Raw genomic sequence first — 14,359 nt, forward strand, 5'->3', positions numbered from 1 at the left:
CTTACGGCTGGGCGCGGACCACGACCTCCGTCAGCGACAGCGGGTCTGTCGCCGACTCCAGTTGGACGCGGACGTGTCGGCCCTGGACGGCGTCCAGGTCCAGGACGGTCGGGCGGCCTGCTGTGGTCGTCTGGTGCAGTGCTGTCACACCCGGTGTCGCCAGTGCTTCCTGCAAGGAGTTCGCCGTCAGTGGTGCGTCGGAGATCAGCACCCAGTAGTTCGACAGGCGGTCCATGCAGCAGTCGCCGCGGTTCCAGATCTCAAGCTGTGCCAACCGGTACTCCTGCCCCAGGTCGACCTGCCACCACGCCTGGTTCGACGGTTCCGCCGTGTGTGACGCCGTGTTGTCGCGCAGGTAGTCGCCCGCGGTGTTGCCGTCCACCGCTCGTTCCGGGACACCGCCCCACGCCGTGCTCACCTGGGTCGCCTGCTTGCCGCGCGCCACGTTCGGCAGGACCAGCTCGATGTCCGTGCGGAGGTTCACCGTGCGGGCCGTCGAGTGCACCGGCGCGGTCAGTGAGTGGGTGCCCGGCGAGGTCGGCAAGGTGAAGGGCACCGTCGCCGTGAATGTGGCGCCCGGGGCCAGGTTCGTGAACGGGACGTCTCCGACCCGGCCGCTCACCGGGCGTGGTGTCAGGTTCGTCGCGTGGACCGGAAGCGCCGCAGGCTCACCGAGTTCCAGTCGCGCGGGCGCTTCCACCCAGCCCGTCACCGTGTTCGCCGGGGCCACCACCGCCGCGGTGAGGTCCGCTGACAGGTCCGCGCCCTGGTGGGGCGGGGACGCGAGTGTGACCGTCACCGGGATCACCTGCCGTGCGGGCATCGTGAACGGGCCCACCGCCGTCGACACCAGTTCGGCACCCGTCACCACCTTCGAGCGGTCGCCCACGCTCACCCGGTAGCGGGTCGCGGGATCAGCGGAGCCGCGCAGCACCACGTACGACGCGCCGCCCTGACCGGTCACGTACGCCGTCTGCCGGACCGTCGTGCGGTGGGTGCTCGGGTAGCCGCCATCGTCGGCGTAGCTGTAGCCCTGTTCGAAGTCCAGCGGCCCGCCCGGCACCGTGTTCGGCGGGATGATCCGCAGCTCACCCCCGAGCCGCACCCGCACCACCGGCAGCACCTCGTCGTGCGGGGTGGCGGGCAGGGTCACCACGAGGTCGTCGCCGGACCGGTGCCACCGCAGCCGGTTCGCGCCGTCCTCGCGGACGTCCCGGACCTTCGTCGCCAGGCCGGGCAGGCGCAGTTCGCCCGCCGACGGCCAGTGGGTCACGTGCAGGAACAGGTCGCGGCCGTTGACCGTCACCTCGCCCCACGGCTGACCACCGAACCGGGTCGCCTGCGCGCCCAGCACCGCACCGGGGTGCCGCCGCAGCCAGTCACCCATGCCGCGCAGCACGTCCGCCTCGAACTCGACCACCGAGCCGTCGCCGCGCGGGCCGATGTTCAGCAGGTAGTTGCCGCCGCGGGCACGCACGCTCGTCAGCCCGGTCACGAGGTCGCGGACCTTGCCCGGCAGGTCGTCACGCTCCTGCCAGCTGCGGTACCCCCAGGTCTCGTGGTAGACCGACGCCGGGGTCTGCCACGTGCCGTCCAGCGGCACCGACGGGATCTCGTTGTCCCCCAACGTCCGGAAGTCGCCGACGTTGTTCCAGATCCGGCTGTTGACCGCCGCGTGCGGCTGCAGTTCGCGCACGATGCCCGCGAACTTCGTGCTTTGCGCGACCGTCGGTGTGGACATGTCGAACCACACCTCGGAGATCTCCCCGTAGTTCGACATCAGCTCGCGGAGCTGCGCCTCGATCACCGGCTCCATCGACGCCGGGATCGGGTTGTTGTTGCCGCCGTCGAACTCGTGGCCCTGGTGCCAGTCGACGAGCGAGAAGTAGAACCCGAAGCCGAGGCCCTGCCTGCGGCACTCGTTCGCGAGCAGCTTCAGCGGGTCCCTGCCGTACGCGGTCGCGTCGACCACGTCGTAGCCGGTGGTGGCGGTGTCGAACATCGAGAAGCCGTCGTGGTGCTTGCTGGTGATCACCACGTACCGCATGCCGGCCTGCTTCGCGAGCGAGCAGATCGCCGCCGGGTCGAACCGGGTGGGGTCGAACCGGCTCGCGACGTCGAGGTAGTCCGCCTCGGGGATGTTCGCCCACATCTGGATCTGCTCGCTGTACCCGGAGGTCACCGGCTGTCCCTGCCAGACCCCGCCCAGCTCGGAGTAGATGCCCCAGTGGATGAACATGCCGTACTGCAGCCGCTGCCACGCGGCCAGGTCGGCGTCCGCGCTGAGCGGGACCGCACCCGGGATCCCGCGTGGCGCGTGCCGGTCACCGGCGGCGACCGGCTGCACGGTGGCGACGGCGAACAACAGGGCTAGCAGGACGACCAACGACCTCCGTGTCATACATCGGATCAAAGCAGATCATCATCCCGTTGAACATCCCCTGTCCGCGATCTGGACGATCAGACATCAGATGACTGCCGTAACGGGAGCACTGACGGGCTCATCTGCGTTGATCTGGTCGATGACCACTCTCCGGTTCCGGGTGCTCGGCGACTCGCTCGCGGCGGGCGTCGGCTGCACCCGCGTCGAACAAAGCATCGGGCACGTCCTCACCGGTGCGCTGCGGGCGGCAGGGCACGACATCGAACTCAGCGTCCACGCGGTGCCCGGCGCCCGCTCGGCCGACCTCGCGCCACAGGTGCGGGCGGCGGTCGCGGCGGGCACCGACCTCGCGTTGCTCGTCATCGGCGCCAACGACCTGACCCGCCTGACGCCACCGGCCGTCGGCGCGCGGCTGCTGCAGGACGCGGTCGCGGGCCTCGTGACGGCGGGTGCGCGCGTGATCGTCGTGACGGCACCGGACATGGGCGTGCTCGGCCACGTGCCACCGGCGTTCCGCGACATGGTGTCGCAGGCGAGCAGGCTGTACGCCACCGCCCAGGCCGACGCGGCGACCACCGCGGGCGCGACCGTCGCGCACGTGGGCCCGGAGGTGTTCTCCCGGTTCGCGGCCGACGACCGCATGTTCTCCGCCGACCGCTTCCACCCGTCGGCGGAGGGCTACGCGGTCATCGCGCGGGAGCTCACCCCGTACGTCCTGGCCGCGGCCCAACCCGTCTGAGCCAGTGCGCCGCGCCCGCGCGGGCCGCGACCTCCTCCGCGTGCCGGTGGTGCGGTGCGGCGTCGCGGCCCAGTGCGGCGGCCAGGTCGCCGAGGTAGTGCGCGACCGGACGCAGCGTCACCAGTCCGCTGCCCGCCCCGGCCAGTTCGTCCGCCGCGGGCAGCAGCTCCTCGTACAACCGCGCCATCGTGGGCCGGTCGCCCCCGGCGATGGCGGTCAGCGCGTGCAGGCAGGTGCGCACCTCGAACAGCAGGTCGTGTGGCGCGGGCGGGATGTCCGCGCCGCGCGACCTTGACCCGTCCACCAGCGGTCGGCACCACGGTTCGTGCGCACCGAAGTCCGTCGCGATGTCACCGTCCGCCGGCGGCAGGCCGCGCTGGAGCCGGTCGCACAGCAGGGCGAGGCCGAGGATGCCGTTGTCCACACCGGACATGCCCGTCCCCGCGAGGCGCGCCGCGGCCGCCCGGTACGCCGCTTCCGCCGGCGCCCCGGTGATGGACAGGCGCAGCGCCCGGTACCAGTCGGTGAACACGCCGATCAGCGGGATCCCGTGTTCCGCGCCGAGCCGGTCGGCGGCCGCCGCGTGCCGGTCCGCGGCGGCCAGGTCGGCCAGCGCCGCGCGAGACTGCACGAGGATCAGGTGCCCGAGCACCTCGAACGGCACCAGGTCGGGCAGCGCGGCCAGTTCGGCGCCGATCGCGGCCCGGTGCGGCGCCAGCCCGGCCCGGTCGAACGACTGCATGAACCGGGCGTTCAACGCGAACGCCAGCACCGCGGGGTCGTCGAGCCCGCGCGCGAGCTCCTCCGCCTCCCGCGCCGCGGCACGGGCCCGCTCGTCGCCGGTGTTGCGCAGTTCGAGGGCGATCGTGGCGAGCAGGCGGCTGCGCAGCGCGGGCGGCGGGTCGTCGGCCAGCGCACGTGCCGCGGCGCCTGCGATCTCCTTCGCCAGTGCGGGGTCGTCGTGTTCGGTCCAGATCGCGGGCACGTCGAACGCCACCAGCGCGGGTGCCGATCCGAGCAGCTCCGCCCGCAGCGCGCGGGCCTCGGTCAGGGCGCCGGTGACGGCCAGGGTGCGGGCGAGCCCGGCGGTCACGTGGTCGTCGGGCTCCCCGAACTCGCGCACGACCCGCCACCACCGCACGGCCTGGTGCGGGGCGAACCGCCGTTCCGCGTCCTCGGCCGCGGCCCGCGCATACCGTGCGGCGGCGGATCCGTTGCCCGCCAGCAGGTAGTGGTGCGCGAGCGCGGCGACCTCGCCGGGTCGCCGTTCCGCCAGTGCCTCGGCTGCCGCCGCGTGCCAGCGGGCCCGGCGCGACCGCGACACGTCCTCGTACACCGTGTCCCGCACGAGCCCGTGCGTGAACCGGAACCGGCCGGGCCCCTGCTCGACGAGGAAACCGCGCCGCGCGGCGGTTTCGATGGCGTCGAGCACGTCGCCGGGCAGCAGCTCCAGCTCGACGTCCATGCCGAGGACCGACGCCCGCCGCAGCACGTCCTGGACCGTGCCGGGGAGCGTCGCGACGCGGTGGCGCACCACGTCCCGCACCCCGGCGGGCACGTCCGACAGGTCACCGGTGTCGAGGAGCCGTGCCAGCTCGCGGACGAAGAACGGGTTGCCGCCGCTGCGCTGGTGGATGGCGGCCGCGGTGGCCGCGTCGACGTCCCGGCCGGTGGTGGCGCGGACCAGTGCGGGGATCGCGGGCACGGGCAGCCCGGTGAGGTACACGCGCACGGGCTCGGCGCGGGCGACGCGGCCGAGGAGGTCCCGCAGCCGAGGCGGCACGTCGGTCGTCCGGTAGGTCGCGAGCACCAGCACTCGTTGTGGCGGGGGTTCGAGGACCAGCGACGCCAGCAGCGCGAGGGTTGCCTCGTCCGCCCAGTGGAGGTCGTCGAGGACCACCAGCAGCGGCGCGTGCCCGCCGAGGTGGGCGGCGACGGCCCGGTGCCAGCGGGCGCGAACCGGGTCGGGTTCCGGTGGGGTACCGGGAAGTGCGTCGAGGACGGTGGTCCACGGCCACGCGGCGGGCAGCCCGTCGTCGTCCGGGCTGGTACCCCAGGCGACGGTCCACCCGTGCGCCGACAGGTGGGCCGCGAACGCCTCCGCGAGCGCGGTCTTGCCAGCACCCGCCTCGCCCGCGACGAGCGCGAGCCGCTCACCGGTGGCGGCCGCGAGCCGTGCCAGCTCCTCGGACCGGCCGACGAGCGTGGTCGTGACCGGCTCCGGTGGCGGCGCCTGCGCGAGGATGTCGGCTTCGGCCTGTCGCAACGCCGGTCCGGGGTCCACGCCCAGTTCGTCGGCCAGCAGCAGGCGCGCGCGGCGCAGGGTGTCGAGCGCGTCGCCCTGGCTGCCGGTGCGGTAGCGGCCGGTGGCGAGCAGCCGCCACGCCTCCTCCCGCCACGGGTGCGCGTCGACGTGGGCTTCGAGTTCCGGCACGGCCTGCGCGGCGCGACCGGTGTCGATCAGCACGGCCGCGCGGCGCTCCACGGCGAGCAGGCGCAGCTCGTCGAGGCGGGCGATCTCCCCTCGGGCCCACGGCTGGTCGGCGACGTCGGCGTAGGCGGGCCCGCGCCACAGGGCCAGCGCGGCGTCGATGTCGTCCGGCGACCCGTGCACGGCGTCCTCGAACCGCCAGGCGTCCACGTCCTCGGCGCGGAGCGCGTACCCGGGCCCGGACGTGATCAGCAGCCGTGCGGGTGTCCGTGGCGGCCGACCGGGCTCGAGCGCCTTGCGCAGGGCGGCGACGAACGTCTGCACGGCGCCGACCGCACCGTCGGGCGGGTCCTCCCACAGGTCGGCGACCAGCATGTCCACGGGCACGACCCGGCCACGCGCGACGAGCAGCCGCGCGAGCACGGCGCGGTGCCGGGGCCCTTTGAGGTCCACCGGGCCGCGCTCGTCCTCGGCCGTGAGCGGCCCGAGCACCCGGAACGTGATCACCGGTCGCAGCCTAGCCCGCTGATCCGCTGCTGACCGGCCGCTGATTCGCGGCTCGCATGCTCGCCGCATGCAACTCCCAGGATTCGACTACCAGCGCGTTCCCGTCGCCGACGGCGTCTCACTGAACGTGGCCGTCGCAGGCACGGGTCACCCGGTCGTGCTGCTGCACGGCTTCCCGCAGACCCACCTGATGTGGCGGCACGTGGCCGCCGACCTCGCGACCGATCACACGGTCATCTGCCCCGACCTGCGCGGCTACGGCGCCAGCGACAAGCCTGCCGACGAGGGCGGTGCGTATTCGAAACGAACGATGGCGGCGGACGTGGTGGCCGTGGCACGCGCGCTGGGTCATCCCCGTTTCGCGCTGGCGGGCCACGACCGGGGCGCGCTGGTCGCCATCCGCGCAGGCCTGGACCACCCGGACGCGGTGACCCGGCTCGCGTCACTCGACGTGCTGCCGACGCTGGACATGTGGGACGTGCTGCACGGCGTGTCGGCGTCGGTCGCGTTCCACCTGTACCTGATGGCGCAGCCGCCGGGCCTGCCGGAGACGATGATCGCGGGCGCGCCGGACGAGTTCTTCGGGTACTTCCTCGACCTGTGGGCACGCGACCCGTCCGCGGTCCCGCCCGATGTCCGCGCGGAGTACCTGCGCGCGAGCCGCGAGGCGATCCCGTCGATCGTGGCGGACTACCGGGCGTCGGCCACGGTCGACGTGACCGACGACGCGGCCTCCCGCGCGGCAGGCGCGGTCCTGCGGATGCCGGTGACGGTGCTGCAACAGGACTGGGGCGCGGCCCTCGGTTACGACGCGACGGCGGTGTGGCGGCCGTGGGCTCCGGACCTGACCCACGTGACGGTGACGTGCGGCCACTTCATGGCCGAGGAGGCTCCTGCGGAGGTGATCAAGCACCTCCGGGGGATGCTCGTGTGAGTGCTTCGCTCGGCAGTCTTTCGGGGTGGTGTGTGGGCTCGCGCCCGGGCGTTGTGTTGTGCCCGCTCGCTTCGCGGGTGGCTTCGTGGTGTCCGCCGCGTGTGGGTGGTTCTCGTCAGTTGCCCGCGCGGTTCCAGGCGGTCGTGAACTCGGGCAGGGAGATCGTCCCGTCCTTGTCCGAGTCCGCGTCGGCGAAGATCTCCGTGATCTCCTGGTCGGTGATCTCCTCGCCGCGGGCGGTCATGGCGGCCCGGAACTCGGCGCTGGTGATCTGGCCGTCGTCGTTGCCGTCGAACTCGGTGAACGTGGCGGTCAGTTCGGCGTCGGTCGCCATGGTGGGGCCTCCTGGGTCGGGGGCGCCAAGAATAGTGCACACGATGGGGTGAGAGCGCCGACATCGGCACCGGGGAAAGGGTTAGCTTCCATCGCGTGTCGTCTCGGGTGCTTCCTGCCGTGCTGGCCGTGTCCCTCGGTGTGTTCCTCGCGGTGCTGCTGCTCGTGCCGTTCGTGTTCCGCAGTTACCGCAAGCGCGGCGAGGTCGGGCTCGGGCCGGGGATCCTCGCGTTCGCCTTCCTGGTCTACGGGCTCGCGCTCGTCGCCTACACGCTGTTCCCGGTGCCGCAGCTCGACGACGCCTGGTGCGCCCGCCACCCCACCTTCACCCACCCGCAGCTGAACCCGCTGCGGTTCCTCTCCGACATCGCCAAGGACCGGGTCGCGCCCGGCTGGCGCGGTGTCCTCACCAACCCCGCCGTGCAGCAGGTCGTGTTCAACATCGCCCTGTTCGTGCCGCTCGGGGCCTACCTGCGGCACCGGAGGATCAACCCGTTCCGGGTGGTCGCCGCCGGGTTCGCCGTGTCCCTCCTGATCGAGTGCACCCAGCTGACCGGCAACTGGTTCCTCTACCCGTGCCCGTACCGGCTGTTCGATGTGGACGACCTGCTCGCCAACACCCTCGGCACGGCCGTCGGCCTCATGTTCGCCCCGCTGCTGCGCAGGATGTACGGCCGCACCGACCTCCCCGCCGAGGCACCCCGGCCCGTCACCACCGGCCGCCGCTGGCTCGGCATGCTCGTCGACCTCGTCTCGGTGACGTTGCTCGGTGGGGTGTTCTCCGTCGCCTCCCTGCTCATCGCCGGCACCGACAACCGGATCCTCAACCCGTGGCTGCCCGCCGTGTTGCTGCTCGCGGTGCCCGCGCTCGGGGCCAACGGCGCGACACTCGGTCAGCGCGCGGTGCGGTTGAAGCGGGTGCGGGCCGACGGCGGCCGGGCCGGGCTCCTCGTCCTGCCCGCCCTCGCGGGCGGCACCTTCGGCTACTTCGCCCTCACCGGACTCGGCGGTGACGCGAGCTCGTGGTCCGGCCTGATGCTGCTGGCGTGCGGCATCCTCGCGTGGCGGCCCCGGTCGCACCGCGGGCTGTCGGGACTGGTGTCCGGCCTGTACGTGGTGGACGCACGCGGGTCGGTCAGCGAGGAGCTGTCGACTCCCGTTCGACCAGGTGCACGTCCAGGGTGACCGGCTCGGCGGGGCGGTCGCGCTTCTCGACGGCGGCCAGCAGCAGGTCGACCGCCATCGCCGCCTTCGTCGGGATGTCCTGTGCCACCGTGGTCAGCTTCGGGGTCACTATCGCGGAGAGGTCGAGGTCGTCGAAGCCGACCACCGACACCACGCCCGGCACCGGAACCCCGGTCTCCACCAGCCCGGCCATGACGCCGATCGCGAGGATGTCGGCCGTCGCGAACACCGCGGTGGCCGACGGGAAGTCCGCGCGCAGCCGCAGACCCAGCTCCCTGCCGCTCGCGTGCGTGGTGTTGACCGTCGCGATGAGACTGTCCGACCAGGACAGACCACGGTCGGCGAAGGCCTGCCGGAACCCTTCGAAGCGCTGGTGCACGACCCCGACGTCCGAAAAGGACGGACCGGCGAACAGGATCTCGCGGTGGCCGAGGCCGAGCAGGTGCGCGGCGGCGATGCGGCCGCCCTCGAAGTCGTCGGAACGGACCCCGGTGGCGAGCCGGTTCCGCGAGTAGCTGTCGACCGCCAGCACCGGCACGGTCACGTCGAGCGCGTCGACCTCCTCGTCGAGGAAACCCAGCAGCACGGCGCCGTCCAGGCTCCACGACTGCAACGCCTCCCCCACCTCGTCCGGGTGCGCGATGCCGCGCAGCAGCAGGTGGTAGCCGCGTTTGCGCAGCGCTCGCTCGATCTGGCCGAGGATCGCGCCGGTGTGCGGGCTCAGCGTGAGGCTGTCCTCGTCCGCGGCGGGCACCAGCAGCCCGATCAGCCGCGACGACCGCGCGGCGAGGCTGCGGGCCGACGCGCTCGGCACGTAACCACGCTCGGCGACGATCCGCCTGACCCGCTCGATCGTCTCCGGTGACACCCGCGCACGGTTGCCGTTGATCACGTTCGAGACGGTCATCATGCTCACGCCCGCCTCGTTCGCGATGTCCTTGAGCGTGACCCGAACCAACCGACATCCCTCCGTTGACAGCTTCGCCCGGTCAACATTACCGTACGGCAGGTATAGCGCTAAACCTACTCGCACGAGGAGCGCAGTGAGCACAGCCGAGTGGTGGCGGAACGCGGTGATCTACCAGGTCTACCCGCGCAGCTTCGCCGACGGGAACGACGACGGGACCGGTGACCTGGCCGGGGTTCGCGCCCGGCTGCCGCACCTGCGCGACCTGGGCGTGGACGCCATCTGGTTCACCCCCTGGTACTCCTCGCCCCTGGCCGACGGCGGCTACGACGTGGCCGACTACCGCACGATCGACCCGGCGTTCGGCACCGTCGAGGAGGCGGAGCTGCTGATCGCCGACGCGGCCGCGCTCGGCATCCGCACGATCGTCGACATCGTGCCCAACCACGTGTCCGACCGGCACGTGTGGTTCCGCGCCGCGCTCGCCGCCGGACCGGGATCGCCGGAGCGGGAACGGTTCTGGTTCCACCCAGGCCGCGGCGCGAACGGCGACGAGCCGCCGACGGACTGGGTGTCGAGCTTCTCCGGCGGCACCTGGACCCGCACCACGAACCCCGACGGCACGCCCGGCGAGTGGTACCTGCACCTGTTCGCGCAGCAGCAGCCGGACCTGAACTGGAACCACCAGGACGTGCGCCGCGAACACACCGACGTGCTGCGGTTCTGGTTCGACCGCGGTGTCGCGGGGGTGCGGATCGACTCGGCGACCATGCCGGTCAAGGACCCCGCGTTCCCGGACGCGGACCGCGAGTTCGCGCCGGGCACGCACCCGTTCCTGGACCGCGACGAGTTGCACGACATCTACCGGTCGTGGCGCGCGGTCGCCGACTCCTACGCCGAGCCGAGGGTGCTGGTCGGCGAGATCTGGCTCGCCGACCCGGAGCGGTTCGCCCGGTACCTGCGGCCCGACGAGATGCACACCGCGTTCAACTTCGACTTCATGATGCGGCCGTGGGACCCCGGGCAGCTGCGGGACGCCATCGTGTCCACACTGGACGCGCACCGGCCGGTCGGCGCGCCTGCGACGTGGGTGCTGTCCAACCACGACGTCACCCGCGCCGCCACCCGGTACGGCCGCGCGGACAGCTCGTTCGGGTTCGAGGCGCGCCGGTTCGGCATCCCCACCGACCTCGCGCTCGGCACCAGAAGGGCGCGCGCGGCCGCGTTGCTGACCGGAGCGCTGCCCGGCTCGCTGTACGTCTACCAGGGCGACGAGCTGGGGCTGCCGGAGGTGGAGGACCTGCCCCTCGAGGTGCTGCAGGACCCCATGCACTTCCGGTCGAACGGCATCGACCCCGGCCGCGACGGCTGCCGCGTGCCGCTGCCGTGGACGGCCGACGGGCCGTCGTTCGGGTTCGGCGGACCGAAGCCGTGGCTGCCACAACCCGAGGACTGGGGCCGGTACTCCGTCGAGGAGCAGGACGGCGACCCGGCGTCCATGCTGTCGCTGTACCGGACCATGATCGCGATCCGCCGCGCGGAGCCGGGGCTGCGCGGCGCGGACTTCGCCTGGTTGTCCACATCGGACGACGTGCTGGGGTTCCGCCGGGGTGACGTGCTGTGCGTCGTCAACCTCGGAGACACCCCGGCCGACCTGCCTGCGCACACCGGGGTGCTGCTCACCAGCGGTGACCTGACCGGCGGCGCCCTTCCACCCGACACCGCAGCCTGGCTGCGTTCCTGACCATCCCCAAAGGGAGCGACAATGAGGTCCCCGATTCTCGTCGCGGCCGCACTGGCGGCCGCGACCGTCCTCACCGCCTGCGGCTCCGACGACGCCGGTGACGGCAAGACCGTCGTGAAGATCGCCATCGACCCCGGCCTCGAACAGGGTGCGGTCGACGCCTACAACGAGCGCGTCGCCCAGTTCGAGAAGGCGCACCCCGACATCGACCTGCGGCCGCAGGAGTACAACTGGGAGGCGACCACTTTCACCGCCCAGCTCGCGGGCGGCACGCTGCCGGACGTGTTCACCGTCCCGTTCACCGACGGGCGCGGGCTGATCGAGCGCAAGCAGGTCGCGGACATCTCCGGCCTGGTCGCGGAACTGCCGTACGCCAAGGACTTCAACCCGAACGTCGCCGACGCGGGGAAGGCGGCGGACGGGAAGACGCAGGCCGTGCCGATCGCCGCGTACGGTCAGGCGCTGCACTACAACCGCACGCTGTTCACCCAGGCCGGACTCGACCCGGACGACCCACCGTCCACGTGGGACGAGGTGCGGTCGGCGGCCAGGCAGATCGCGCGGCGCACCGGGCAGGCCGGGTACGCGCAGATGACGAAGGACAACACCGGTGGGTGGATACTGACCACGCTGGACTACGCGTACGGCGGCCGCACCGAGAAGATCTCCGGCGACAGGGCCGAGTCCACCCTGGACACACCGGAGATGCGGGCCGTGCTGCAGGACCTGCACGACATGCGGTGGACCGACAACAGCATGGGCGCGAACTTCCTGTACGACTGGGGCACCATCAACCAGGACTTCGCGGCAGGCCGCATCGGCATGTACGTGTCCGGTGGCGGCAACTACGGCCAGCTCCTCACACAGAACGCGGTCAAGCCCGCCGACTACGGCGTGACCGTCCTGCCCCTCGCGGACGACGAGGACGCCGGTGTGCTCGGCGGCGGCACGCTGGCCGTGGTGAGCGCGAACGCCGACGACGCGGTCAAGGCGGCCGGGGTGAAGTGGATCGACTTCTACTACATGGCGAAGCTGACCGTGCAGGACGCGGCCGTGCTCGACGCGAAGACCCTCGCCGAGTCGGACGCGCCGGTCGGCGCGCCGCAGCTGCCGGTGTTCGACAAGGCCACCTACGACGAGATGCTCGGGTGGACGGCCGAGTACGTGAACGTGCCGCTGGAGCAGATGACGCCGTACACGGACAACATGTTCGACCAGCCGCTGCTGACCGAGCCGACCCGGTCCACGCAGGAGGTCTACGGGCTGCTCGACCCGGTCGTGCAGTCGGTGCTGACCGACCGGGGCGCCGACATCGGCGCATTGCTCGAGCAGGCGCAGGCCGACGCGCAGGCCCTGCTCGACCGGAACTGACCCCATGATCCTCGACACCCGGCCCGCCGCTCCGGCCCACGTGCCGCGCGCACGCCCGCGGCGCGGCCCGCGCATCCGGGGCGGCGGCCTCGCCTCGCTCGTGTTCCTGCTGCCGATGCTCGTCGTGTTCACCGTGTTCTCATGGCTGCCGATCGGGCAGGCCGTGGTGATGTCGTTCCAGCAGACGAACCTGGTGAGCGACGCGACCTTCGTGGGGCTGGAGAACTTCCGCACCGTCCTCTCCGATCCTCTCCTGTGGACGGCCGTGGAGAACACGCTGTGGTTCGCGTTCCTCGCGCTGCTGTTCGGCTACCCGGTCCCGCTCGTGGCCGCCGTGCTGATGAGCGAGGTGCGGCGGTTCCGAGGGCTGTACGGCGCGCTCGCGTACCTTCCGGTGGTCGTGCCGCCGGTGGTGGCGGTGCTGCTGTGGAAGTTCTTCTACGACGCGAGCCCGACCGGCGTGTTCAACACGTTGCTCGGCTACGTCGGTGTGGACGCGCTGCCGTGGCTGCAGGACGCGGACCTGGCGATGCCCGCGCTGGTGCTCGAGGCGACGTGGGCCGCGGCGGGCGGCACGATCATCATCTACCTGGCCGCGCTGACCGGCGTCGCACCGGAGCTGTACGAGGCCGCGGAGATCGACGGCGCGGGCGTGTGGCGCAAGGTCTGGCACGTGACGCTCCCCCGCCTGCGCGGTGTCCTGCTGGTCACGTTCATCCTGCAGATCATCGGGACCGCACAGGTGTTCCTGGAGCCGTTCCTGTTCACCGGCGGAGGCCCGGCGAACTCGACGACGACGATCCTGCTGCTGATCTACGACTACGCGTTCGCCAACAGCCTCGGCGGCGACTACGGCGCGGCGACCGCGCTGTCGCTGATGCTGGCGGCGGTGCTCGCGGTGTTCTCGGCGGTGTACTTCCGGCTGACGCGTGGCTGGGGCACCTCATGAGCCGCGGGATTCTCGCTCCGTCGGACTGGCGGCGGCCGTCGGTGCGGCGCACCGCCCGGGTGGTGCACGGTGTGTTGCTCGTGGCGCTGTTCTGCGTCGGGCTCGGGCCGATGCTGTGGCTCGCGAAGGCGGCCGTGACGCCGACGCAGGACACGCTGCGTGAGCCGCTGTCCCTGTGGCCGGGCGGGTTCGACTTCGCGAACCTCGCGACCGCGTGGACGCGGGTGGAGATCGACAAGTACTTCGTGAACACGGTCGTCGTCGCGGCGGGCGCCTGGCTGGTGCAGCTGCTCGTGGCGACCACCGCCGGGTACGCGCTGTCGGTGCTGCGGCCGAAGTACCGCAAGGTGCTGACGGGTGTGGTGCTGGCAACGCTGTTCGTGCCCGGGGTCGTGCTGCTGGTGCCGCTGTACCTGACCGTGGTGGACGCCGGCATGGTCAACACGTTCTGGGCGGTGTGGCTGCCCGCGGGCGCGAACGCGTTCAACATCCTGCTGGTGCAACGGTTCTTCGACGGTCTGCCCCGCGAGGTGTTCGAAGCGGCCAGAGTGGACGGTGCCGGGCCGTACCGGCTGTTCTGGTCGGTGGTGCTGCCGATGTCCCGGCCGATACTCGGGGTGGTGTCGGTGTTCGCGGTGGTCGCCGCGTGGAAGGACTTCCTCTGGCCACTGCTCGTGCTGCCCGACCCCGACCTCCAGCCGCTGTCCGTGCGGCTGCCCGCGCTCCAGCAGTACGTCGAACTGGACGTGTTCCTCGCCGCCCTGGCGATCTCGACTGTCATCCCGGTGGCCCTGTTCCTCGTGTTCCAGCGCCTCTTCCTGAAGGGGGACGCGCTGAGCGGCGCGGTGAAGGGCTGAAACCCTGCAAACCGGAAGG

11 protein-coding genes are annotated in these 14,359 nt (G+C 72.0%); 7 read left to right on the plus strand and 4 right to left on the minus strand.

Annotated elements, in window-relative coordinates; genetic code table 11:
* Position 1 precedes the first annotated feature (1 nt).
* Positions 2-2,401 (minus strand): alpha-L-fucosidase, encoded by a 2,400-nt coding sequence (locus tag FHR82_RS08250; RefSeq protein WP_184809686.1) that lies wholly within the window; start codon positions 2,399-2,401, stop codon positions 2-4.
* 121 nt (positions 2,402-2,522) lie between these two features.
* Here FHR82_RS08250 and FHR82_RS08255 point away from each other — a divergent pair, with 121 nt between their 5' ends.
* Positions 2,523-3,122 (plus strand): GDSL-type esterase/lipase family protein, encoded by a 600-nt coding sequence (locus FHR82_RS08255; protein WP_225943809.1) that lies wholly within the window; start codon positions 2,523-2,525, stop codon positions 3,120-3,122.
* Here the strand turns inward: FHR82_RS08255 and FHR82_RS08260 are convergent.
* A complete protein-coding gene (locus FHR82_RS08260) occupies positions 3,085-6,060 on the minus strand; it encodes an ATP-binding protein (RefSeq protein WP_311770960.1) in 2,976 nt (991 codons plus the stop codon). The genes FHR82_RS08255 and FHR82_RS08260 overlap by 38 nt on opposite strands.
* 67 nt (positions 6,061-6,127) lie before the next feature.
* On the opposite strand from FHR82_RS08260, the gene FHR82_RS08265 reads away from it, so the two are divergent.
* Positions 6,128-6,994, plus strand: coding sequence for an alpha/beta fold hydrolase (locus tag FHR82_RS08265; protein ID WP_184809688.1), 867 nt, complete (start codon positions 6,128-6,130; stop codon positions 6,992-6,994).
* Positions 6,995-7,109: 115 nt separating this feature from the next.
* Here the strand turns inward: FHR82_RS08265 and FHR82_RS08270 are convergent, their stop codons facing one another.
* Entirely contained in the window at positions 7,110-7,370 is a 261-nt protein-coding gene (locus FHR82_RS08270; protein ID WP_311770961.1) for an EF-hand domain-containing protein, read from the minus strand.
* 53 nt (positions 7,371-7,423) lie between these two features.
* On the opposite strand from FHR82_RS08270, the gene FHR82_RS08275 reads away from it, so the two are divergent.
* Positions 7,424-8,512, plus strand: coding sequence for a VanZ family protein (locus FHR82_RS08275; protein ID WP_184809690.1), 1,089 nt, complete (start codon positions 7,424-7,426; stop codon positions 8,510-8,512).
* Here FHR82_RS08275 and FHR82_RS08280 read toward each other — a convergent pair.
* Entirely contained in the window at positions 8,463-9,470 is a 1,008-nt protein-coding gene (locus tag FHR82_RS08280) for a LacI family DNA-binding transcriptional regulator (protein ID WP_225943808.1), read from the minus strand. The genes FHR82_RS08275 and FHR82_RS08280 overlap by 50 nt on opposite strands.
* Before the next feature lie 85 nt (positions 9,471-9,555).
* On the opposite strand from FHR82_RS08280, the gene FHR82_RS08285 reads away from it, so the two are divergent.
* The 4 genes from FHR82_RS08285 to FHR82_RS08300 are packed head-to-tail and all read left to right on the plus strand — an operon-like array spanning position 9,556 to position 14,340.
* Positions 9,556-11,163 (plus strand): glycoside hydrolase family 13 protein, encoded by a 1,608-nt coding sequence (locus FHR82_RS08285; protein ID WP_311770962.1) that lies wholly within the window; start codon positions 9,556-9,558, stop codon positions 11,161-11,163.
* A gap of 21 nt (positions 11,164-11,184) precedes the next feature.
* A complete protein-coding gene (locus FHR82_RS08290) occupies positions 11,185-12,534 on the plus strand; it encodes an ABC transporter substrate-binding protein (protein WP_184809691.1) in 1,350 nt (449 codons plus the stop codon).
* A 4-nt stretch (positions 12,535-12,538) separates the two neighbouring features.
* Positions 12,539-13,483 carry a carbohydrate ABC transporter permease gene (locus FHR82_RS08295; RefSeq protein WP_184809692.1) on the plus strand — a complete coding sequence of 315 codons (945 nt, stop codon included), beginning with the start codon at positions 12,539-12,541 and terminating at the stop codon, positions 13,481-13,483.
* Entirely contained in the window at positions 13,480-14,340 is an 861-nt protein-coding gene (locus tag FHR82_RS08300; protein WP_184809693.1) for a carbohydrate ABC transporter permease, read from the plus strand. The genes FHR82_RS08295 and FHR82_RS08300 overlap by 4 nt, the downstream gene beginning before the upstream one ends.
* The last annotated feature ends 19 nt before the right edge of the window (positions 14,341-14,359 follow it).

Origin of the sequence: Actinophytocola algeriensis, from assembly GCF_014203735.1 — a bacterium.
Classification (GTDB): Bacteria; Actinomycetota; Actinomycetes; order Mycobacteriales; family Pseudonocardiaceae; genus Actinophytocola; species Actinophytocola algeriensis.

Excerpts from the sequence above, each read along its gene's own strand:
- FHR82_RS08250 (WP_184809686.1), bottom strand. The coding sequence starts at position 2,401 with ATGACACGGAGGTCGTTGGTCGTCCTGCTAGCCCTGTTGTTCGCCGTC.
- FHR82_RS08255 (WP_225943809.1), top strand. The coding sequence starts at position 2,523 with ATGACCACTCTCCGGTTCCGGGTGCTCGGCGACTCGCTCGCGGCGGGC.
- FHR82_RS08265 (WP_184809688.1), top strand. The coding sequence starts at position 6,128 with ATGCAACTCCCAGGATTCGACTACCAGCGCGTTCCCGTCGCCGACGGC.
- FHR82_RS08290 (WP_184809691.1), top strand. The coding sequence starts at position 11,185 with ATGAGGTCCCCGATTCTCGTCGCGGCCGCACTGGCGGCCGCGACCGTC.
- FHR82_RS08295 (WP_184809692.1), top strand. The coding sequence starts at position 12,539 with ATGATCCTCGACACCCGGCCCGCCGCTCCGGCCCACGTGCCGCGCGCA.
- FHR82_RS08300 (WP_184809693.1), top strand. The coding sequence starts at position 13,480 with ATGAGCCGCGGGATTCTCGCTCCGTCGGACTGGCGGCGGCCGTCGGTG.